The sequence below is a fragment of the Dactylosporangium sp. CA-092794 genome (assembly GCF_050948465.1).
GTDB lineage: Bacteria > Actinomycetota > Actinomycetes > Mycobacteriales > Micromonosporaceae > Dactylosporangium.
Map to the genome: position 1 here is coordinate 8,757,671 of NZ_CP192044.1, position 21,580 is coordinate 8,779,250.

The 21,580-nt window shown below is 71.9% G+C and carries 14 protein-coding genes and 1 riboswitch; of the genes, 8 read left to right on the top strand and 6 right to left on the bottom strand.

The features are described 5' to 3' along the window. Window positions 1-208 precede the first annotated feature (208 nt). Both ACQPXD_RS37655 and ACQPXD_RS37660 read right to left on the bottom strand, forming a co-directional pair. Window positions 209-442: a hypothetical protein gene (locus tag ACQPXD_RS37655; RefSeq protein WP_432826608.1), complete on the bottom strand. Its 234-nt coding sequence runs from the start codon at window positions 440-442 to the stop codon at window positions 209-211. A 164-nt stretch (window positions 443-606) separates the two neighbouring features. Beyond that, the gene (locus tag ACQPXD_RS37660; RefSeq protein ID WP_432826610.1) at window positions 607-1,941 is read right to left on the bottom strand and encodes an ROK family protein; all 1,335 of its coding nucleotides are present in this window, start codon (window positions 1,939-1,941) and stop codon (window positions 607-609) included. A gap of 693 nt (window positions 1,942-2,634) precedes the next feature. Here ACQPXD_RS37660 and ACQPXD_RS37665 point away from each other — a divergent pair. Both ACQPXD_RS37665 and ACQPXD_RS37670 read left to right on the top strand, forming a co-directional pair. Further along, window positions 2,635-6,936 (top strand): discoidin domain-containing protein, encoded by a 4,302-nt coding sequence (locus ACQPXD_RS37665; RefSeq protein WP_432826612.1) that lies wholly within the window; start codon window positions 2,635-2,637, stop codon window positions 6,934-6,936. A gap of 110 nt (window positions 6,937-7,046) precedes the next feature. After that, entirely contained in the window at window positions 7,047-9,086 is a 2,040-nt protein-coding gene (locus ACQPXD_RS37670; protein WP_432826614.1) for a cytochrome c oxidase assembly protein, read from the top strand. Here the strand turns inward: ACQPXD_RS37670 and ACQPXD_RS37675 are convergent. Beyond that, window positions 9,038-9,619 carry a copper resistance CopC family protein gene (locus ACQPXD_RS37675; protein WP_432826616.1) on the bottom strand — a complete coding sequence of 194 codons (582 nt, stop codon included), beginning with the start codon at window positions 9,617-9,619 and terminating at the stop codon, window positions 9,038-9,040. The two genes, ACQPXD_RS37670 and ACQPXD_RS37675, sit on opposite strands and share 49 nt — an antisense overlap. A gap of 131 nt (window positions 9,620-9,750) precedes the next feature. On the opposite strand from ACQPXD_RS37675, the gene ACQPXD_RS37680 reads away from it, so the two are divergent. Both ACQPXD_RS37680 and ACQPXD_RS37685 read left to right on the top strand, forming a co-directional pair. Beyond that, complete coding sequence (locus ACQPXD_RS37680; protein WP_432826618.1) at window positions 9,751-10,293, top strand: copper chaperone PCu(A)C; 543 nt, start codon at window positions 9,751-9,753, stop codon at window positions 10,291-10,293. Between the two features lie 41 nt (window positions 10,294-10,334). After that, window positions 10,335-11,543 carry a Dyp-type peroxidase gene (locus tag ACQPXD_RS37685; RefSeq protein ID WP_432844096.1) on the top strand — a complete coding sequence of 403 codons (1,209 nt, stop codon included), beginning with the start codon at window positions 10,335-10,337 and terminating at the stop codon, window positions 11,541-11,543. Between the two features lie 570 nt (window positions 11,544-12,113). On the opposite strand, the gene ACQPXD_RS37690 is transcribed toward ACQPXD_RS37685, so the two are convergent. Both ACQPXD_RS37690 and ACQPXD_RS37695 read right to left on the bottom strand, forming a co-directional pair. Then, a complete protein-coding gene (locus ACQPXD_RS37690; protein WP_432826620.1) occupies window positions 12,114-12,950 on the bottom strand; it encodes a histidinol-phosphatase HisJ family protein in 837 nt (278 codons plus the stop codon). Between the two features lie 128 nt (window positions 12,951-13,078). Continuing rightward, the gene (locus ACQPXD_RS37695) at window positions 13,079-13,864 is read right to left on the bottom strand and encodes a class I SAM-dependent methyltransferase (RefSeq protein WP_432844098.1); all 786 of its coding nucleotides are present in this window, start codon (window positions 13,862-13,864) and stop codon (window positions 13,079-13,081) included. 148 nt (window positions 13,865-14,012) lie between these two features. On the opposite strand from ACQPXD_RS37695, the gene ACQPXD_RS37700 reads away from it, so the two are divergent. The 4 genes from ACQPXD_RS37700 (at window position 14,013) to ACQPXD_RS37715 (ending at window position 17,583) form a co-directional block, all read left to right on the top strand. Next, window positions 14,013-14,600 carry a cysteine hydrolase family protein gene (locus ACQPXD_RS37700; RefSeq protein ID WP_432826622.1) on the top strand — a complete coding sequence of 196 codons (588 nt, stop codon included), beginning with the start codon at window positions 14,013-14,015 and terminating at the stop codon, window positions 14,598-14,600. Continuing rightward, on the top strand, window positions 14,597-15,502 hold the full coding sequence (locus ACQPXD_RS37705; RefSeq protein ID WP_432826624.1) for a GlxA family transcriptional regulator: 906 nt from the start codon (window positions 14,597-14,599) through the stop codon (window positions 15,500-15,502). The genes ACQPXD_RS37700 and ACQPXD_RS37705 overlap by 4 nt, the downstream gene beginning before the upstream one ends. A gap of 101 nt (window positions 15,503-15,603) precedes the next feature. Further along, window positions 15,604-16,608: a metallophosphoesterase family protein gene (locus ACQPXD_RS37710; protein ID WP_432826626.1), complete on the top strand. Its 1,005-nt coding sequence runs from the start codon at window positions 15,604-15,606 to the stop codon at window positions 16,606-16,608. A gap of 495 nt (window positions 16,609-17,103) precedes the next feature. Next, window positions 17,104-17,583: a hypothetical protein gene (locus ACQPXD_RS37715; RefSeq protein WP_432826628.1), complete on the top strand. Its 480-nt coding sequence runs from the start codon at window positions 17,104-17,106 to the stop codon at window positions 17,581-17,583. Window positions 17,584-17,592: 9 nt separating this feature from the next. Here ACQPXD_RS37715 and cobN read toward each other — a convergent pair whose 3' ends face one another. Then, window positions 17,593-21,156 carry a cobaltochelatase subunit CobN gene (gene cobN / locus ACQPXD_RS37720; RefSeq protein WP_432826630.1) on the bottom strand — a complete coding sequence of 1,188 codons (3,564 nt, stop codon included), beginning with the start codon at window positions 21,154-21,156 and terminating at the stop codon, window positions 17,593-17,595. A gap of 39 nt (window positions 21,157-21,195) precedes the next feature. Then, window positions 21,196-21,387, bottom strand: a riboswitch (cobalamin riboswitch). Window positions 21,388-21,580 lie beyond the last annotated feature (193 nt).

Consider the following 21,580-nt stretch of genomic DNA (forward strand, 5'->3'; position numbering starts at 1 on the left):
GAGGTGAGGCCGTGCCGGGGGCGGGGGCGAGCCGGACGCGGAGCCGGGACCGAGGCCCCGGGCCGGACCTGGGCCACGTCCGGACATGAGCCGGCCCGAGGCTGAGCGGAGCCCGCCCGGCGGGCCCGCTCGCGCGAAGCGCGATGGAGGGTCGGCTGGGTGCTGCCCAGGCGAAGCCAATCCAGCCTGGGAGCCAACTCATCCCGGTTTAGCCGGAATTGGCGCCACTCACTTGCATTTGTCGCTGCGTGACTGGCGCGCTGAACACGTCCGCGGCGCACAATCCGCCGGCAGCAGCGAGGTCGGCGGCGGTCAGGCGGCTCGTCGCGATCGGCAGACACGCACAGTCCGTGAATGCGCACAGCGGCGAAGCCGTCTCGGGCCGGCAGCCATAAGTCTCCGCGATCACGCACGCGCTCGTCTCGATGGCGCGGTTTCTCATGATCGTGGAGACATATGGTACCTATAGGTACATAGACACTCCGCGATCATGAAAAACTCGTGGTGTCAGGTGCCAGTCGAGCATGATCGCGGAAACTTACTGCCGCTTTCGAGGCTCAACGGCGCTTCGGGCCCGGCGGGCGGGGGCTGAGCGGGGTGGACAGGTCAGCGGACGGTGGCCAGGGAGGGTGGGGCGGTCAGGGGGACTGCGGTCGGGTCCTCGATCATGCGCTCCACCACCACGCCGGCGCCGCCGCGGGAGGCGGCGGTGAAGCCCAGGTGCGAGGCGACGAAGTGGCAGCGGGCGGCCGTTGAGGCGACCGCCAGGCGGGCCAGGTTGGCCTGGGCCGAGGGGATCAGGTGGTCGGCCAGCTCGGCGAAGTACCCCCCAAGGACAATGACCCTCGGGTTGAACAGGTTGACCAGGATCGCGCCGCCGTGGCCCAGCCAGTGGCCGACCTCGGCCACCGCGTCCGTCGCGGCGCGGTCGCCGCTGGTGAGGCGGCGGGAGATCTCGGCGATGCGCTCCTGCGGGTCGGGGATCGGGCCGTCGGCGGGGCCGTAAGCGGCGTCCGGTGCGGCGCGGCGGACCAGTTGGGCCAGGCCGACCTTCGTCTCCCAGCAGCCGATGCGGCCGCAGCCGCACGGGGCGCCGCCGGGCTCCACCGGGAGGTGGCCGACCTCGCCGGAGAAGCCGTCGGCGCCGCGCAGCAGGTGGCCGTTGACGATCACGCCGCCGCCGACGCCGACCTCGCCGGTGAGGTAGACCAGGTCGTCGGTGCCGGCCGCCACGCCCCAGGTGTACTCGGCCAGGGCGGCCAGGTTGGCGTCGTTGTCGACGCCGATCCACAGGTCTGGCGCCAGGCCGTGGGCCAGGCGGGTGGCCACCGGCACGTCGCGCCAGCCCAGGTTGGGCGCCAGCACCACCACGCCGCGCGTCACGTCCACCAGGCCGGGCACCGCGACCGTCAGGCCCACCGGGGTCACCCCCCGGCGCGTCAGCTCCGCCAGGGAGCGCTGAGCGGCCTGCGTGAGGTCGTCCAGGCAGCGCTCGACGTCGCGGTGCATGGCGTCGAAGCTGACCCGCTTCTCGATGACCGTGCGGCCGGTGAGGTCGCTGCCGTGGACGGCCAGGTAATCGACGTTGATCTCGATGCCGACGGCGCCCACGTCGGAGCTCAGGGCGATGCCGCGGCCGGGGCGGCCGGCGCCGCCGGAGTGCTCGGTGCCGATCTCGCGGACCAGGCGGCGGGCGATGAGCTCGTCGACGAGGCTGGAGACGGTCGCCTTGTGCAGGCCGGTGGCGGCGGCGATCGCGGCGCGGGAGCGGGGGCCGTTGGCGCGCAGGTGCCGCAGCGTGCGGGTCAGGTTGGCGCGGCGCAGGGCGAGCTGGTCGGTCGGCTCCTCGGCGGAACCGGCGCCGGCCCGCTGCTTGCTCACCATGGCAACCCTCCCCGGCGCGGCCTCGCCCGGCTCAACCGCGACGACGACGTCAGTCATCGGATGAATCCGGCATCGACGCGCCTAATTGTCGGTCCAGTCCGACGAATGAACCATGAAACATCCCAGCAACACCAGACCTCGGCGCAACGAATCAGGAACGTTTCGAAAAGTCGGCACGATCCGGGGCGGCAACCGCACGCGATGGCACACAACGAGTTCCTTCGACTCGGAAGGCCGGAACCGTTGACGAGTCGGTAGCGAGTCTGCAACATTTGGCGCAACGCTGTGCAAGATTCCTACAACTGGTCGACAGACTTACCCTACTCTCCGCAACTCGGTCGCAGCCGGACCGCCAACCGGTCGTACCGCTCCCACACCCGCCTACGGAGAGGCCGAACCCCCGTGCAGTGGGCCTACCCGCCGCACGGTCGCGCACCACCCGCGCGATCGTGCACGAAACCGGCTCGGCAGTGACCGGGCCGTCAGCGCTGCCAGCACGTCACGTGGACGCCACCGCACAGGACCGCACCGCCGGAGGGCACCGCCAACCCCGCCCGGATCCCGAGCCAGGGAACCGGAACCGGGACGCCGTCCGGCGAACCGACGCCGACCCACCGCCAAGGCTTCGCCCGCGCCACGCCACCCCGTCATCGCGGGTCGCAGGTCGAGTCACGTCCGTCAGCACCGCGTCGCCACGCCCCGCACCACCTCACCCCGCTCGGACGTACGAGGTACGACGTAAGGATCCCGATGAGCAGAAGGCTCGTGACGCGGAGGGTGCTCGCGGCGTTCGCCGTGGCCGCCCTCGTCGCGGTGACCGCACAGGCGCTGCCGGCGCAGGCGGCCGGCGGACCCAACCTGGCAAGCGGCCGCCCCGCCACCTCCAGCAGCACCAACGGCGCAAACGGAATCGCCAACATCAACGACGGCAACCAGGCCACCTACTGGGAGAGCGCCAACAACTCCTGGCCGCAGTGGGCGCAGATCGACCTGGGCAGCGCCAAGAACATCGACCAGATCGTGCTCAAGCTGCCCGACCTGACCGCGTGGCAGACCCGCACGGAGACGCTGTCGGTCACCGGCAGCCTCGACGGGACCAGCTTCAGCACCGTCGTGGGCTCCGCCGGCTACGTCTTGGACCCGGCCACGCACAACACGGTGACCATCAACTTCACGGCCACGAACACCCGGTACGTGCGGCTGAACTTCACCGCCAACACCGGCTGGCCGGCCGCGCAGGTCGCCGAGTTCGAGATCTACGGCGTGTCGTCGTCCTCGACGAACCTGGCCGCCGGCAAGACGTTCACCTCCAGCAGCGTCAACTCGCCGTACGTGGCGAGCAACGGCGGCGACAGCAACCAGAGCACCTACTGGGAGGGCACGAACAACACCTTCCCGCAGTGGCTGCAGGTCGACCTCGGCTCGGCCGTCCCGGTCAGCTCGGTCGTGCTGAAGCTGCCCGCCTCGTGGGGCGCCCGCACCGAGACCCTCTCGGTCCAGGCGAGCACCACCGGCAGCACGTTCAACGACGTGGCCGCCTCCGCGGCGTACAACTTCGCCCCGGGCAGCTCGAACACGGTGACGATCCCGTTCACCCAGACGACGGCCCGCTACATCCGGGTCAACATCACGGCCAACACCGGCTGGCCCGCGGCACAGCTTTCGGAGCTCGAGGTGTACGGCCCGACCTCCGGCGACACGCAGGCGCCGACGGCACCGGGGAGCCTCGCGTACACCCAGCCGGCCAGCGGCCAGATCAAGCTCACCTGGACCGCGTCGACCGACAACAGCGGCTCCATCGCCGGGTACGACATCTACGCCAACAACACGCTGATCACCAGCGTGGCGGGCAACGTGCTGACCTACACCGACAGCCAGCCCGACTCGGCCACGGTCTCGTACTTCGTCAAGGCCCGTGACGCGGCCGGCAACCAGTCGCCGGCGAGCAACACGGTGACCCGCACCGGTACCACGCCGGACACCACGCCGCCGACCGCGCCCGGCAACCTCGCGTACACCCAGCCGGCCAGCGGCCAGATCAAGCTCACCTGGACCGCGTCGACCGACAACAGCGGCTCGATCGCCGGGTACGACATCTACGCGAACAACTCGCTGCGGGCGAGCGTCGCCGGCAACGTGCTGACCTACACAGACAACCAGCCGGATTCGGCCACGGTGTCGTACTACGTGAAGGCCCGCGACGCGGCGAACAACGCCTCCGCCGCCAGCAACACGGTGACCCGCACCGGCACCGGCAACCCGCCGCCGGGCACCAACGTGGCGCTGGGCAAGGCGGTCGAGGCCAGCGGTTCGGTGTTCACGTTCGTGCCGGCCAACGCCAACGACAACAGCGTCACGACCTACTGGGAGGGCGCGGCCGGCTACCCGGCGACCCTGACCGTGCACCTGGGCGCGAACAACGACATCAGCAAGATCACGCTGAAGCTCGACCCGAGCACGGCGTGGGGCGCGCGCACCCAGAACCTGCAGGTGCTGGGCCGCGAGCAGAGCGCGACCGGGTTCAGCAACCTGGTCTCGGCGGCCGACTACCGCTGGGACCCGGCGACCGGCAACTCGGTGGACATCACGGTGTCCGCCCGGGTGGCCGACGTGCAGCTGAAGTTCAACTCCAACACCGGCGCCCCGTCGGGCCAGGTGGCCGAGTTCCAGATCTTCGGTACCGCTGCGCCCAACCCCGACCTGCAGGTCACCGGCATCACCGCGGCGCCCGCGTCGCCGGTGGAGACCGACTCGGTGAATCTGACCGCGACCGTGCGCAACAACGGCTCCGCGGCGTCGGGCGCGACGAACGTCAACTTCTACCTCGCCACCGCCCAGGGCACGGTCCTGGCCGGTACCGCGAACGTGACCGCTCTCGCGGCCGGCGCGCAGGGCACGTTCACCGCGAACATCGGTCCGCGGACCGCGGGCACCTACACGGTGAGCGCGAAGGTCGACGAGGCCAACTCGGTCATCGAGACGGACGAGTCGAACAACGCCTTCACCAGCGGCACGAGCCTGGTGGTCCAGCCGGTGCAGAGCTCCGACCTGATCGCCTCGCCGGTGGCCTGGTCGCCGGGCAACCCGTCCGGCGGCAACACGGTCACGTTCAGCGTCGTGATCAAGAACCAGGGCACCCAGGCCACGGCCGGCGGTTCCCACGGCGTCACGCTCACGCTGCAGAACGCGACCGGCGGCACGGTGACCACGCTCACCGGGTCCTACACCGGCACGCTCGCCGCGGGCGCCAGCTCGCCGGTGATCACGCTGGGCACGTGGACGGCGGTCAACGGCAAGTACACGGTCCACACCGTGCTCGCCGCGGACACCAACGAGCTGTCCATCAAGCAGGCCAACAACACCAGCGACCTGTCGCTGTTCGTCGGGCGCGGCGCCAACATGCCCTACGACATGTACGAGGCCGAGGACGGCACGGTCGGCGGCGGCGCGCAGGTCGTCGGGCCGAACCGCACCATCGGTGACCTCGCGGGTGAGGCGTCCGGCCGCAAGGCCGTCACGCTGAACACGAACGGCTCCTTCGTGCAGTGGACGACCCGGGCCAGCACCAACACGCTGGTCACCCGGTTCTCGATCCCGGACGGCACCTCCTCGACGCTGAACATCTACGTCGACGGGAACTTCGCCAAGGCGATCTCGCTCACCTCGAAGTTCTCGTGGTTGTACGGCACCGAGAACACGCCGACCAACTCCCCCGGCGCCGGCCCGCGGCACATCTACGACGAGGCCAACATCATGCTGGACAGCACGGTGCCGGCCGGTCACACGATCAAGCTGCAGAAGGACAACACCAACAGCGGCACGTTCGCGATCGACTTCATCAACCTCGAGCAGGTCGCCCCGATCGCGAACCCGAACCCGTCGACCTACATCACGCCGGCCGGGTTCACGCAGCAGGACGTGCAGAACGCGTTCGACACCGCGCGGCAGAGCACCACGGCCGTCGGCGTCTACCTGCCGGCGGGCAACTACACCACCTCGAACAAGTTCAACGTCTACGGCAAGGCGATCCAGGTCGTCGGCGCCGGACCGTGGTACACCCGGTTCTACACGCCGCAGGACCAGTCCGACACCAACGCCGGCTTCGACGTGAACACGTCGGCGAACGGCACGACCTTCAAGAACCTGGCGTTCTTCGGCAACTACGTCGAGCGCATCGACGGCCCCGGCAAGGTGTGGGGCGAGCTCAAGGACAACCAGAACCTGACGATCGACAACGTCTGGGTCGAGCACACCGTCTGCATGTACTGGGGCGTGCACAACAACAACATCACCATCACCAACAGCCGGATCCGCGACACGTTCGCCGACGGCATCAACTTCACCAACGACACGACCAACACCCACCTGAACAACATCGACGCCCGCAGCACCGGTGACGACTCGTTCGCGCTGTTCTCGGCGATCGACTCCGGCGGCTCGGTGGGCAACCACGACAACACGTGGGAGAACCTGTCCGCGACGCTCACCTGGCGCGCGGCCGGCTTCGCGGTCTACGGCGGGTACAACAACACGTTCCGCAACATGTACATCGCGGACATGCTGTGCTACTCGGGCATCACGATCAGCTCCCTGGACTTCGGCTACGCGTTCGTCGGGTTCGGCACCCAGCCGACCACGATCCAGAACGTGTCGCTGATCCGCGACGGCGGCCACTTCTGGGGCCAGCAGACGTTCGGAGCGATCTGGGCCTTCTCGGCCTCGAAGGAGTTCCGCGGCATCCGGGTGTCCGACGTGGACATCGTGGACCCGACCTACTCCGGCATCATGTTCCAGACCAACTACAGCTCGCCCGGATCGCCCCAGAACCCCATCACCGACACCATCTTCACCAACGTCAGCATCACCGGCGCCCGGCGCTCCGGTGACGCGTTCGACGCGAAGTCGGGCATGGGAATCTGGGCCAACGAACTGCCCGAGCCCAACCAGGGCCCGGCGGTCGGCTCGGTGACGTTCAACCACCTCACCCTGGCCAACAACGCGGAGAACATCCGCAACAACACCAGCACCTTCACGATCACCATCAACCCGTAACCAGCGGCACCACCCAGACGGACGGCCGCCGGGCGATCCCCGGCGGCCGTTTCGCGTGTCCGCGGTCTCGTTCGGGAACCTTTTCGCCGTTCGCGGCGACCAACCGGACTGTGCAACGGTATGTGCGCCTGTCCGCGGGCGCGGTCGCGGTCGTCTGCCTGCTGCTGGCGCTGGTCGTGGGGCTGCGCCTCGGCGGCGGCGTCGCCGGCGACCGCATCCCCGGCCTGCCCGATCCCGGCACGTGGACGCGGTGGGGCCTGCCGGCCGCCCGGGCCGCGGTGGACGGTTTCGGCACGCTCACCGCCGGGGGGTGCGTGATGGCGGCCTTCCTGCTGCCCGGGGCGAGCGGCGAAGCCGGCCGGCACGGGCGCGGGCAGCTGATCGGACCGGCCGGCTACCGGCTGCTGCGCCGGGCCTCGTGGTGGGCCGCCGGGTGGGCGGTCGCGGCCGCCGCGATGCTGCCGCTCACCCTGTCCGACCTGCTCGGCGTGCCGGTGGACCGGGTGACCTGGGCGGGGGTGCGCAGCCTGGCCTGGTCGGTCGCCCAGGGCCAGTCGGCGCTGGCCCAGGCGGTGGCCGCCGCCGCGGTGGCCGTGTCCGCCCGGCTGGTGCTCACCCGGACCGGTGCCGGCGCGGTGGCGGTACTGGCCTGTGCCGGCCTGGTCCCGCCGGCACTCACCGGCCACGCGGCGGGCGCCGGCAACCACCAGCTGGCGGTGACCAGCCTGGCCGTGCACATCGTCGCCGCCGCGCTGTGGGCCGGCGGCCTCTGCGCGCTGCTGGTCCTGCGCTCCGACCGCGTGCTGGCCGTGGCCGCCCGCGGCTACAGCCGGCTGGCGCTCGCCTGCTTCGTGGCGGTCGCCGCGAGCGGTCTGGCCAACGCGGCGGTACGCCTGGGCGCCGCCGACCAGCTGTGGCACTCCCGCTACGGCCTCCTCGTGCTGGCCAAGGCCGCCGCGCTGGTCGCGGCCGGCGCTCTCGGCGCCGTGCACCGCGCCCGCACCCTGCCCGCGCTGCGCGCCGCCGCGACCGCCTCGCCCGCACCGCCCGGCCGGGCCGGCGCGTTCCGCCGGCTCGCCGCCGGTGAGCTGGTGCTCCTCGCCGCTGCCATCGGTCTGGCCGTGGCGCTGTCGCGTGACCCGACCCCGGTACCCACCGATCCGGTACAGACGGATCCGGTCACCGACCTCCTCGGCTTCACCGCGCCCGGACCGCTCACCGCCGTGCGGGTGTTCTGGCCACCGCTGCTCGACGCGTTCTTCCTCACCGTGGTCGTCGTCGGCTCCGGCGCGTACCTCATCGGGCTGTGGCGGCTGTACCGGTCCGGGCACCGGTGGCCGGTCGCCCGCACCGCGAGCTGGCTGGGCGGTATGGTCGTGCTCGGCCTGTTCACGACCGGCGGGTTCGCCCGCTACGCCTACGTGCTGTTCTCCGCGCACATGGCCCAGCACATGGTCCTCGGCATGGTCGTGCCGATCCTGCTGGTCGGCGGCGCCCCGCTCACCCTGGCCCTGCGCACGCTGCGGCCGAGCGCCGACCCGGGCGTGCGCGGCGCCCGCGACTGGCTGCTGCTGGTCATGCACAGCCGCCCGCTGCGGCTGCTGACGCACCCGCTGGTCGCGCTGGCCATATACGTGGTGAGCCTGTACGTGTTGTACTTCAGCAACCTGCTCGAGGTCCTGATGCGGTACCACCTCGGACACCTGTGGATGCTGACCCACTTCGTGCTGGCCGGGTTCCTGTTCTACTGGGTCCTCATCGGCGTCGACCCGGGCCGGCGCCCGGTCCCGCCGCCGCTGCTCGTGCTGCTGCACTTCGCCGGCATGGTCTTCCACGCCTTCCTCGGCCTCGCGCTCATGCAGTCCCGCACGGTGATCGCGCCCGGCTGGTACACCTCCGTCCACCCCGCGTGGGCCGCCGGCCTGCTGGACGACCAGCACCTCGGCGCCGGGCTGGCGTGGAGCTTCGGCGAGATCCCGGCCGCGGCGATCCTGCTGCTGCTCGTGCTGCGCTGGATCCGCGCCGACGAACGGGAGCAGCGCCGCCTGGACCGGGCCGCCGACCGCGCCGAGGCCACCGGCGAGGAGGACGACCTGGCCCGCTACAACGCTTTCCTGCGCGCCGCCGCCGCGGAGGCCGAACGCCGCTGAACCATTCGATACCAGAACCCGCCACCCACCACCGCCACGAGCGCAACCGCGGCGACGATCCACCACAGCCCCGCCGCCCGGTCCGATTGTCCCGCGGCTCCTTGCCGGCTCGGCGACGGACTCACGGCAGCAGCCGCGGCGGGGGAAGCGCTGCCGCCGGCGGCGGACGTGAAGGTGAACTGGCCCTCGATCGGATGGCCGTCGCTGGACACCGTGCGCCACACCACCCGCACCGGGCCGGGCGGCAGCGCCCCGACCCCCTGCGTCAGCGTGCTGTCCGTAGAGCGTGGCGCCCCCTGCCCGTGGCCGGCGCCGTCGGAGCCGGTGACCACGACCGTGCTGAACTGCTGCTTCACCGGCTGGTTGAAGGTCAGCGTCACGGCCATCACCGGCGTCGTCACGCTCGCCCCGTCGGCCGGATCGGTGGACAGCAGCTGCGCATGGGCCCAGGCCGGACGCGCCGGCAGCAGCGTCACGAGCAGCGCGGCGGCGGTCGCGGCGAGGGCCGCGCGGATGGTCGCGGGCAGTCGCATGCGCTCCATCTTCAACCACGGCAAGGCTTTTCGGACCGGTTGGGTGAGAAGACCAACTCGCCGGAACCAGGCGCGCCCGGGCGGCGACTACCCCGGTTGTCCATTGCCACCAAAGGTTTGAGGGAGTGCCGATGTCCCGGCCGTTGTACCGCTCGCTGCCCGCTCTTACGGTCTGCGCGATCCTGCTCGCCGGCTGTACCAGCGGCGATCCGGTCACCGCACCGCCGGCGCCCACCGCGACGGGCACGAGCGCCCAGCCCGCCCTGACGATACGGGACCCGTGGGTGAAGACCGCCGCATCGGGCATGAGCGCCGCCTACGGCACGCTGGTCAACACCAGCGGCCGGGACATCGTCGTCGTGGCCGCCACGTCGAGCGCGTCCCCGCACATGGAGCTGCACGAGACGACCACTGTGGACGGTAAGATGGCGATGCGGCCGAAGGCGGGCGGGTTCACCATCCCGGCCGGCGGCAGCCACGAGTTCAAGCCCGGCGGCGACCACTTCATGCTGATGGACGTCACCACCCCGGTCCGCCCCGGCGACGAGGTCACCTTCACGCTCACCCTCGCCGACGGCGGCACGATGCGGTTCACCGCCGTCGCCAAGGACTTCGCCGGCGGCAACGAGAGCTACCAGCCGGACGGGTCCGCGAGCCCGATGCGGATGGGCTGACCGGCGTGCCACGCGAAGCCGCCCCGCTCAGCCGCCGGGCGATGCTGACCGGCGGTGCCCTCACCGTCGGCGGCGCCCTCGCCGGAGCCGCCGCGGTCGGCGTCGTCGCAGCCGGGCGCACCGATACCGACGGCGGCTCGGGTGCCGCGGGGTCCACAGTGGACCTCGGCACGCAGACCGTCGCGTTCCACGGACCGCATCAGGCCGGTGTCGAGACCCCGGCGCAGGCGCACGCCGCGTTCGTCGCCCTCGACCTCAAGCCGGGCGCGGACCGGGCTTCGCTGGGCCGGCTCATGCGGCTGCTGACCGACGACGCGGCCCGGCTCACCGGCGGCGTCGCCCCGCTGGCCGATCCGCAGCCGGAGCTCGCGACCGTACCGGCCCGCCTCACCGTCACCTTCGGGTTCGGGCCGGGACTGTTCGACGCCGCCGGCCGTGCCGACCGGCGCCCCGGGTCGCTGCGGCCGCTGCCGCCGTTCACCGTCGACCGGCTCGACCCGCGCTGGTGCGGCGGCGACCTGCTGCTCCAGCTGTGCGCCGACGACCCGGTCGCCGTCATGCACGCGCAGCGGATGCTGGTCAAGGACGCCCGCGCGTTCGCCACGGTCCGGTGGGTACAGCGCGGGTTCCGCCACGGCCGCGGCATGCGGGACGACGGCGCCACCCAGCGCAACCCCCTCGGCCAGCTCGACGGCACCGCCAACCCGCCGCCCGGCAGCCCCGCGTTCGCCGGCGCGGTCTGGATCGGCGACGCGGACGGCCAGCCCGAATGGCTGCGCGGCGGAACCACGCTCGCCATCCGCCGCATCCGCGCCGAGCTCGAGACGTGGGACGCCGTCGACATCGCCGGCAAGGAGTTCGCCGTGGGCCGGCGACTGTCGGACGGCGCGCCGCTGACCGGCCGGCACGAGAGCGACCCGCCGGACTTCGCGGCCACCGACGCCGTCGGCCTCCCGGTGATCTCGGAGTTCTCGCACGTCGCCCGCGCACACGTGGCCGACGAACGGCTCCGGATCTTCCGCCGCCCGTACACCTACGACGAACCCCCGGCCGCCGACGGCACCGCGGACGCCGGCCTGATCTTCGCCGCCTACCAGCGGGACATCGGCGAGCAGTTCCTGCCGATCCAGCGCCGGCTCGCCGAGGCCGACCTGCTCAACGACTGGCTCACCCCGATCGGATCCGCCGTCTTCGCCATCCCGCCCGGCTGCGCTCCCGGCGGCTGGATCGGCCAGTCCCTGCTCGGCTGACCCCAGCCACCCCGCGGCCGACCTACTCGCACGTCCACCGCGCGGTGCCCCCTGGACGCGTTGCGTGGGGTGCGGCGGCGCCAACCGGTGCCTGCTCGAAGCACATGCGGTCGCACTGGGCGCGCACGCTGTCACCGCACTGCGTTCTGCGCCGCCCCGGCGCTTCGACGGCTGCCCGGCGACGCAGGCGCCGGAAGTCTCCGTGATCATGCGCAACCCGGCATCGACACCAACGGTTTTTCATGATCACGGAGTGCTGATGTACACCCGTGTACCGCAAGTCTCCGGGATCATGGCAAACCCGTGGTGTGGTCACCGCGGGCACCATGATCACGGAGACATACGTCCGGCCCCGGCCACCGCAGATCGGATCCGCAACGCCCGCCGCGCCGCCCAGGGGGTCGCCGCCCAGGGGGTCGGCACCCAGGGGGTCGGCACCCAGGGGGTCGGCGCCCAGGGGGTCGGCGCCGATGACCGCTCGCGCCCCCACCGGCGGCGATCGGCGCCCGGCCTGCGACGGCCGCGGCCGGCCGCGTGACATCGGCCGGCTTTGGTTCTTCGGCTTCGTGGTCAGCGCAACCAATGGTCGTACGGGTGGCGGCCGGGCCGGAAGCCGGCGGCGTCGGCCAGCGCGGCGGCCGCGGCGAAGTTCGACGCGACCAGATCCGGGCGGTGGGCGTCGCTGCCGAAGCTGATCGCGCGGCCGCCCGCCTCACGCCACCAGCGCAGCAGCGACGGCTCCAGCGTGCGGCGGGTGTTGACCTCGAGCGCCCGCTCCGTGCCGGCCAAAGCGGCGAGCACCTGGCGTACCTCGTCCTCGAAATCGGCGATCCGGAACTCGTATCCGGCCGGCAGGTAGCGGACCGGATAGTCGAGGTGGGTGAGGGTGGAGAAGCCGTCGAACCCCTCGATCATGCGGATCGCCTCGGCGAAGTAGTCGCGCAGGACCTCCGGGACGGGGCGCAGCGCGTACTCGTCCTCGACCAGGCGGTGCCGGTCCGCGACCCGCAGGGAGTGCAGCGAGCCGATCACCCGCTCGAACGGTACGGATGCCAGCAGCGTTTCGGTCTGCTCGGCGAACCAGTGCGGTTCGCCGAGCTCCACGCCGGTGATGATTTTCAGGGTCGGGTACCTGGCCCGGCAGCGGTCGACCGACTCCAGGTAACCGGCCACGTCGAGCGGGGGCGGGACCAGGTGGGTCGGGTCGGCCAGGTGGCGGGTCATGCGCTCCGACAGCCGGCCCGGGTCGACGGTCCACGAGATGAAATCGGTATGTTCGGTGAACGCGATCGCCGGCAGGCCCAGCTCGACCGCCCGGGCGCAGGAGCCCTCCATGTCCCCGGTCGTCGTGTCCCACGAAAATTGGGTGTGCGTGTGCAGGTCGGCGGGCAGTTGATCTCCGGTCACGGGTGCATGGTGTCACGGCCGGATGACGACGTCCTCCGGGACCTCGTACATCGGGGTGACCATCGCGCGAAACCCGCCGCCGTCGGGGCGGTCGCACCGCGGCGCGAAAACGGTTGGCCGGCGCTCGATCAGGCCACGGCGGGGCGGGCCAGGACCTCGCCGTGCACAATGGACAGCCATCCGTCGCCGTCGGCCGCCCATTGCCGCCAGCCGTCGGCGAGTCTGTCCAGCTCAGCCTGTGGTACGCCGGCGGCCAGGGCCTGGCGGGCCATTGCCGAGGAGCGGACGCGGTCCGCCCACATGCCGCCCCACCACGCGCGGTCCTCCGGGTTGGCGAAGCACCAGGTGCTGGAGGTGGCGGTGATGTCGGTGAACCCGGCCTGCCGGGCCCAGGCCAGCAGCCGCCGGCCGGCGTCGGGCTCGCCGCCGTTGGCGCGGGCCATCCGCTGGTACAGGGCCATCCAGTCGTCCAGCTCGGACATTCGCGGGTACCACGCGAAGGCCGAGTAGTCGCTGTCGCGCACGGCTACGTAGCCGCCCGGCTTGCACACCCGGTGCATCTCGCGCAGTGCCAGGACCGGGTCGGCGACGTGCTGCAGCACCTGGTGCGCGTGGACCACGCAGAAGGTGTCGTCCGGAAATGGCAGCGCGTGCACGTCGCCCAGCACCACGTCGGTGTTCGCGACCCCGGCCAGCCCCTCGCGGGCCACGACGATCGCCTCCTCGGTGACCTCGAGCGCGGTCACGTGCGCGACCCGGACGGCCAGGTCGCGGGTAATGGTCGCCGGGCCCGCGCCGACGTCGAGCACCTTCATGTTCGGGTTGAGGCTCGGCAGCAGGTACGCGGCGGAGTTCTCGGCGGTGCGCCACCGGTGCGAGCGCAGGACCGACTCGTGGTGCCCGTGGGTGTACACATTGGTTGGCATATCTCGGAATGTAGTATCGCTCTCCCATACTCCGGTACACTATTCTCATCATGTAGAACGCCAGGTGACCGGATCCGTCCGGCTCCGGGCCGGGCCGTGCCTGGTCCGCGGCCCGCGGGGCGGGCACGATCGGTCCATGCGAAGCGCACTGCTCATCATCGACATCCAGGAGTCCTTCCGGCAGCGGCCCAGCTGGCAGGCCGTCTCCAACCCGGACATCGTCGCCACCGTCAGACCGCTCATCGACGACGCCCGCGAGCGCGGCGACCTCGTGGTCTGGGTCCTGCACACCGAGCCGGGCACCGGCAACGTGTTCGACCCGCAGGCCGGCCACGACCACGTGCGGTACATGGCCGGCCTCGAGCCGCTGCCCGGCGAGCCGCAGCTGGTCAAGACCTCCGCGAACGCGTTCACCACCACCGGCCTGCAGCAGCTGCTGACCACCGAGGGCATCCGGCACCTCATCGTCACCGGCATCCAGACCGAATTGTGCTGCGAGACCACCACCCGCGTCGCCGGCGACCTCGGCTACGACGTCACCTTCGTCACCGAGGCCACCGCCACCTTCCCGATCGCCCACCGCGACGAGCGCGACCTGCCCTACGAGCAGATCCTGGCCAGCCCGCGCACCCTGGCGACCGCGGACGTGCAGGCCCGGACCGAATATGCTCTGGCCGGCCGGTTCGCGACCATCGAAACGGTCAAGGAGGTCCTCGCCCGGTGAAAGTGGTCTTCCTGCTCGTGCCGCAGGTGCACCTGCTCGACCTGGCCGGCCCCGCACAGGTGTTCTCCACCGTGCGGGACTTCGGTCTGGGCTACGAGCTGCACTACGTGGCCGAGCGGGAAGAGGTCCCGACCGCTCAGGGCGTACCGTTACGCGCCGCGGTCGACTGGCCGGACCTTTCCCGGCACGACCTGATCCTGGTCCCCGGCTGGCGCGGCCAGACCTTCGGCCGGCACGGCCGGTTGACCGGATCAACCCGGGCCCGGCTGGCCAGCCACCACGCCCGCGGCGGGACGGTGGCCAGCGTGTGCGCCGGCGCCGACGCGCTGGGCCAGGCCGGCCTGCTCGACGGCCGGCGCTGCACCACCCACCACGGCCTGCAGGACGACCTGGCCACCCGCTACCCGTCGGCCCGCGTGGTCCGCGACGTGCTCTACGTGGTCGACGACCGGGTCATCACCTCGGCCGGCATCGCCAGCGGCATCGACCTGGCGCTGCACCTGGTCGCGACCCGGCACGGCCCGGCCGTCGCCGCCCAGGTGGCCCGCGAAATGGTCGTGTACGCCCGCCGCAACGGCGACGCCTCGCAGAGCAGCGTCATGCTGCGCTACCGCGACCATTTGTCCGACGTGGTCCACCGCGTGCAGGACCTTATCGACGGCCGGTTCGCCGAACGCCTCCCACTGCGCGACCTGGCCGGCACCGCCGGCGTCAGCGAACGCACGCTGACCCGCGCATTCGGCGAGGCGACGGGCCTGACGCCACTGCGGTACCAGCAGCTGCTGCGCCTGGAACGCGCCGAGCACCTCATCGGGCACGGCGCGACCGTCGAGGCCGCGGCCCACGCCGCCGGGTTCGAGGACGCCCGCATGCTGCGCCGGCTACGGGCCAGGAGCCAATAGTCGACTCCGGTCCGCTGCGCTGTTCGCCGGCCCTGACCCCGCGCGGTCCGCGATCGGATACTCGGTTGTGGTCCGCGGCCGGACGCCAGACCATTGGCCGGATGGGACGTACCGTCGTCGTCGGGGACATTCACGGGTGCTTCGACGAGCTCGTGGAGCTGCTCGACCGTGTCGGTCTGCGCCCGGACGACCTGTTGGTGAGCGTCGGGGACCTGGTCGACCGCGGACCGAATCCGGCCGAGGTGATCCGGCTGTTCCGCGACCGGCCGAACTCGGTCGCCGTCATGGGCAACCACGAGCGCAAGCATGTGCGGGGCATCTTCTCGTACGCCCAGGAGATCACCCGCCTCCAGCTCGGCGACGGCTACGCCGAGGCGGTCGACTGGATGCGGACACTGCCCTACTTCTACGAGGACGACCGGGTGCGGGTCGTGCACGCGGCCGCGCTACCGGGCGTACCCTTGGCGGAACAGCCTGAAGAGATCCTCTGCGGCACGACCACGGGCGAGCGCGACCTGGCCGTGCGCTTCCCCGACGGCCATTGGCACGACCATTACGCCGACGCGAAACCGGTCGTCTTCGGCCACCACGTCACCGGCCCCGAGCCGCTGGTCCGCGACGGCCGGATATTCGGTCTGGACACCGGCGCCTGCCACGGCTGGAACCTCACCGCGCTCTCGATCCCGGACTTCACGGTCCAAGCGGTCGCGGCCCGGGCAGACCATTGGACGCTCGCGAAGCGGCACTGGCAGCTGCCGGTGCTGCGGACCCGCCCGTGGCACGACCTGCCGTGGGCCGAGGTGACCACGACCGCCGCACGCTACGCACCGAACGCCGACCCGGCCACGGCCGCGTGGCTCGCCGCGGTGGAGCGCTGGGCCGCGGAGCTCCGCGCGAGCTTCCCGGCGCTCACGGCCGCCGCCGGCGCCGCGGCCGCCGCCCTCGGCCCGGACGAGATGCGTGCCCACCCGGCCGCGCCCGCGCTGTACCAGGCCCGCGCGGGCCGCCTCGACGAGGCCGCCGTGGCCCGGCACTGCCAGACGCCGCGCCGCACGGCGACCCTGTTGGCCGCGCTGGGCCTGCCGGTGCCCGACTTCCCGGCCTGAACCGCCACCACCGCACCGCGCCACTGCGCGACCGCGCGACCGCCGCACCGCCCCACCGCGCGGTCACGTCCGCTGGTGTGGTGTATCAGGCCCGCGCCTGATCGTGGTACTTGATGCCAGGCGGCCGTCGCAGGCTGGGCGTCGGTGGCCGCTGGCGGGGCACCAGCAGTCATCGGCGCCGCCCCCTCCACAAGGCGCGGCGCCGGCCCCTCGGCGCGGCGCGGATGTCGCACCGCCAGGCGCAACCGCCGATCTGCCCGGCCAGGCCGGACATATCTTTCCGTGATCATGCTGCCCGCGGTGACCGCACCATGGGTTTGTCATGATCCCGGAACCTTTCGGTACACAGGGGTACATCACCACTCCACGATCATGAAAAACCGTTGGTGTCGACGCCCGGTACGCATGATCACGGAGACTTCCGGTCCGTGGGCCGGGCCTCGCGGTGTAGCGCCCGCCGGGTGGGACGTGACCGCCGATCGTGCCCGCCCGGAGATGTTGGGACGCGCAGGCTGGGCACCGCTTGGCCGCCGGGCGGACATCGCGGCCCAGCGGCGCCGGTTCCCGGGTGGCCGGATCGCCTTGTTCTGGAACGGTTTCGAGGTTCCCGCCGAGCTCGGTGAACGGTTCAACGAGGTGTACCGCCGGGTGCTGCCGGACATGCCGATGTTCCACCGCTGGACGGCGCTGGGCGGCAACGCCTACGCGGCGCTGGGCGTCAAGGCCGCCGAGGGCATGGCGCAGACCGGCGCGTTCGGCCCGGCGGAGCATTGGCAGGACCCGTGGGAGCGGCCGTATACCCGCGACGAGTGGCTCGACCAGCTGCCCACGACGGGCGGGCACAACCATTTGGCCCCGAACCAGCTGACCGAAATCCTCGACGGCATCGGCGCGGCGGTGGACGACGCGGGCGGCGGCTTCGTCATGCACTACACCACCGTGACCGTATCCGCCCTTCGCCTCGCCGGCTCCTGAGCGCCCGGCCTAGGCGTCCTCCAGGTCGCCTTCGGTCTGGAGGTACACCTCGCGCAGGCCGTCCAGTGTGGACTGTTCCGGGTGCTCCCACAGGCCCCGGTCGGCGGCCTCCAGGAGGCGTTCGGCGATGCCGTGCAGCGCCCACGGGTTCGATTCGGTCAGGAACTTGTGGTTGTCGGGGTCGAAGACGTAGGACTCGGCCAGCTTCTCGTACATCCAGTCCGCGACCACGCCGGCCGTGGCGTCGAAGCCGAACAGGTAGTCGACCGTGGCGGCGAGCTCGAAGGCGCCCTTGTAGCCGTGGCGGCGCATGGCGGCGATCCACCGGGGGTTGACCACCCGGGCGCGGAAGACGCGGGCGGTCTCCTCGCTCAGCGTTCGGGTCCGAACGGCGTCCGGGTTGGTGCTGTCGCCGACGTAGGCGGCGGGCGCACGGCCGGTCAGGGCGCGGACCGTTGCGACCATTCCGCCGTGGTACTGGAAGTAGTCGTCCGAGTCGGCGATGTCGTGCTCGCGGGTGTCGGTGTTCTTCACCGCGACGCTGATGCGGCGGTACGCCCCTTCCATGTCGGTGCGTGCCTCGACCCCGTCCACGCCGCGGCCGTAGGCGTAGCCGCCCCACACCGCGTAGACCTCGGCCAGGTCCCGATCGTCGCGCCAGTTCCGGCTGTCGATGAGCGGGAGGATGCCCGCGCCGTAGGCCCCCGGCTTGGACCCGAACACGCGCAGGGTGGCGCGCCGCTCGTCGCCGTGCGCGGCCAGGTCGGCGTGCACGTGCGCGCGCACGTAGTTGTCCTCTGTGGACTCCTCGGCGGCCGCGGCCAGCCGGACCGCGTCGTCGAGGAGCGCGACCACGTGCGGGAAGGCGTCGCGGAAGAAGCCGCTGATGCGCATGGTCACGTCGATGCGCGGGCGGCCCAGCTCGGCCAGGTCGACCAGCTCCAAGCGGGTGACCCGGCGCGACGCGTCGTCCCAGACCGGGCACACGCCGAGCAGCGCGAGCGCCTCGGCGATGTCGTCGCCCGCGGTGCGCATCGCGCTGGTGCCCCACATGGACAGGCCGACGGATTTCGGCCATTCGTCATGATCGCTGCGGTACCGTGCGAGCAGCGACTCGGCCATCGCCTGGCCCGTCTCCCACGCCAGCCGGCTGGGCACGGCCTTCGGGTCGACCGAGTAGAAGTTGCGCCCGGTCGGCAGCACGTTGATGAGGCCCCGCAACGGCGAGCCGCTCGGCCCCGCCGGGACGTATCCGCCGTCGAGCGCGTGCAGCACCATGGTCAGCTCGTCGGTGGTGCGGGCGAGCCGCGGCACGATCTCCTCGGCGGCGAACCTGAGCACGCGAACCACCTCGGGGTTGTCCGAGAGCTCGGCGATGCCGGCCGTGGCCCAGTCCCTCGCCTCCATCGCGGCGACCAGCTCGCGGGCCTTCGTCTCCGTCGCGTCCACAGCGGACCGGTCGCCGGTGGACTCGTCGAGGCCGAGCGCCTCGCGCAGGCCGGGCAGCGCGGCGACCTGGCCGGCCCACATCTGCCGGGCGCGCAGCATCGCCAGGACCAGGTCGACGCGCGCCGCGCCGGTCGGGGCCTGGCCGAGCACGTGCAGGCCGTCGCGGATCTGCACGTCCTTGACCTCGCACAGCCAGCCGTCGACGTGCAGGATGAACTCGTCGAACTCGGCGTCGTGCGGCCGGTCGGCCAGGCCGAGGTCGTGGTCCAGCCGGGCGGCCTGGATCAGGGTCCAGATCTGGGCCCGGATCGCGGGCAGCTTCGCCGGGTCGAGCGCGGCGATCGTTGCGTGCTCGTCGAGCAGCTGCTCCAGGCGGGCGATGTCACCGTACGAGTCGGCGCGGGCCATCGGCGGCACCAAATGGTCGACCAATGTGGCGTGGGCGCGGCGCTTGGCCTGCGTGCCCTCGCCCGGGTCGTTGACCAGGAACGGGTAGATCAACGGCAGGTTGCCCAGCGCCGCGTCCGCGCCGCAGGCGGCCGACATGCCAACGGTCTTGCCCGGCAACCATTCGAGGTTGCCGTGCTTTCCGACGTGGACGACCGCGTGCGCCCCGAAGCCGGCATCGGACGCGTCGGCGAGCCAGCGGTACGCGGCCAGGTAGTGATGGCTGGGCGGCAGGTCCGGGTCGTGGTAGATGGCAACCGGGTTCTCCCCGAAACCGCGCGGCGGCTGGACCATGACGACCACGTTGCCGCGGCGCAGGCCGGCCAGCACGATGTCGCCGTCGTCCGGGTCGACGAAGAGGTCGCCGGGCGGCGGTCCCCAGTGCCGTTCCATGCCGGCCCGCAGGTCGTCGGGCAGCGTCGCGAACCATTGGCCGTACCGTTGCGCGGAGATGCGGACCGGGTTGCCGTGCAGCTGCTCCTCGGTCAGCCAGTTGACGTCCTGGCCGCCCGCGGCGATCAGCTCGTGCATCAGGGCGTCGCCGTCGGTGGGGAAGCCCTCGCCCAGGTCGTAGCCCCGCCGGCGCATCGCCTCGAGCAGCCGCACGACGCTGGCCGGCGTGTCCAGGCCGACCGCGTTGCCGATGCGAGAGTGCTTGGTCGGATACGCGCTGAGCATCACCACGACCCGCTTCTGCGCGTTGGGCAGGCCGCGCAGCCGGGCGTGGGCGACCGCGACGCCGGCCACCCGCCGCGCCCGCTCGGGGTCGGCGACGTAGACGGTCAGGCCGTCCTCGTCGATCTCCTTGAACGAGAACGGTACGGTGATGATCCGGCCGTCGAACTCGGGAATGGCCACCTGGGTCGCCGTGTCCAGCGGCGACAGCCCGTCGTCGTTGGCATCCCACGACTCGCGGCTGCCGGTCAGGCACAGCCCCTGCAGAATCGGCACGTCGAGCGCCGCGAGCGCACCCACGTCCCAGGCGTCGTCCTCGCCGCCAGCCTGCGCGTCGGCGGGCCGGGTGCCGCCGGCCGCGAGCACGGTCACCACCAGCGCGTCGGCGCCGCGCAGCGTCTCGAGCAGCTCGGGCGGGGCGGTGCGCAGCGAGGCGGCGAAGACCGGCAGCGCGCGGGCGCCCTCCGCCTCGATGGCGTCGCAAAGGCCGCTCACGAACGCGGTGTTTCCGGCCATATGGTGCGCCCGGTAGTAGATGACCGCGACCGTGGGGCGGTGGGTCGGTTCGCTGCTCGCCGGACGGTCGAGCACGCCCCAGACCGGGGTCTCCACCGGCGGGCCGAAGCCGTGGCCGGTGAGCAGGACCGTGTCGGAGAGGAACCGGTGCAGCTCGCCGAGGTTGGCCGCGCCGCCGAAGGCCAGGTAGGCATGGGCCTGCGCGGCGAGGCCGGCGGGCACCGTGGAGTGGCTCATCAGCTCGGCGTCGGGGGCCTGCTCGCCGCCGAGGATCACCACCGGCCGGCCGGTGGCCAGCAGCGCGTCCAGGCCGTCGGCCCAGTCGCGGTATGCGCCGAGGAACCGCACGATCACCAGGTCCGCCTCGGCGGCCAGGCCGGGCAGGTCCTCCACCGCGGTCCGGGACGGGTTGGCCAGCCGGTAGTCGGCGCCGCTGGCCCGGGCGCTGAGCAGGTCGGTGTCGGACGTCGACAGCAGCAGGATCACGCCGGGGTCCTCCCTCGGGGTCCGCGCCCCAAGTCGGTACGGTTCGGTCCGGCGCCGGAGAGTCTCCTGGCTCCCGGATCGCCGCTCGCCCCCGAGCCTTCCCGGGCTCGCACCCGGTGGCCGTCGCGGTTGGAGGCTCACTCCCCGGTCACAGTGGCGGGACCGTCCCGGAATCGCACCGGGTTCCTCCACACGTCGCCGTTACAGCAGCCCAACTCTCCTCGAAACGGTCGCACCGCGTCAAGCCGGGTCACGTCCGCCGACGTCGGGGCGGGCGGGCCGGCGATCGCGTCCCGCCCGTCGGTTGCCGCGCGGCGCAGGGACCGGAAGGTAACTATTCAGGTACCCCGCCCATCTCGCTGACCTGCACCTACGCGGCGGTCGGAATTCGCGAATCGGGGAGATGGCCAACCGCTATCTCCCG